Origin of the sequence: Sphingobium lactosutens (assembly GCF_013393185.1) — a bacterium.
Lineage (GTDB): Bacteria > Pseudomonadota > Alphaproteobacteria > Sphingomonadales > Sphingomonadaceae > Sphingobium > Sphingobium lactosutens_A.
In genome coordinates this window covers 1-244 of record NZ_QJQX01000001.1, presented here as the reverse complement: position 1 = coordinate 244, position 244 = coordinate 1, and the positions used below count along the sequence as shown (strand labels likewise).

At 29.9% G+C, this 244-nt stretch carries 1 protein-coding gene; it reads right to left on the bottom strand.

Going from position 1 to position 244, the window contains the following annotated elements:
* A partial coding sequence (locus DM806_RS26900; RefSeq protein ID WP_218647256.1) for a hypothetical protein occupies window positions 1–244 on the bottom strand: 244 nt, incomplete at both ends.

Below are 244 nucleotides of genomic sequence, written 5' to 3'. Positions count from 1 at the left end.
TGAACGTAGATATGAGGCTTTCCAGTAAGATAACGTTTATCTAAAGAGCCAACCTCTTTAATCATAAATTCACATAGTTGTCTCACACTTACAGAATTAACATTTTGTATAAACTGCAAAATAAATTCTTGTTCAACAAAACTTAAAAATTGATACGAAATGTTCTTCTCAATAGAAACAGGTTTCACTTTCACAGGCTGACTTCGTATAGTTTGAACATTATCATCATCTAAATTAAATCCAA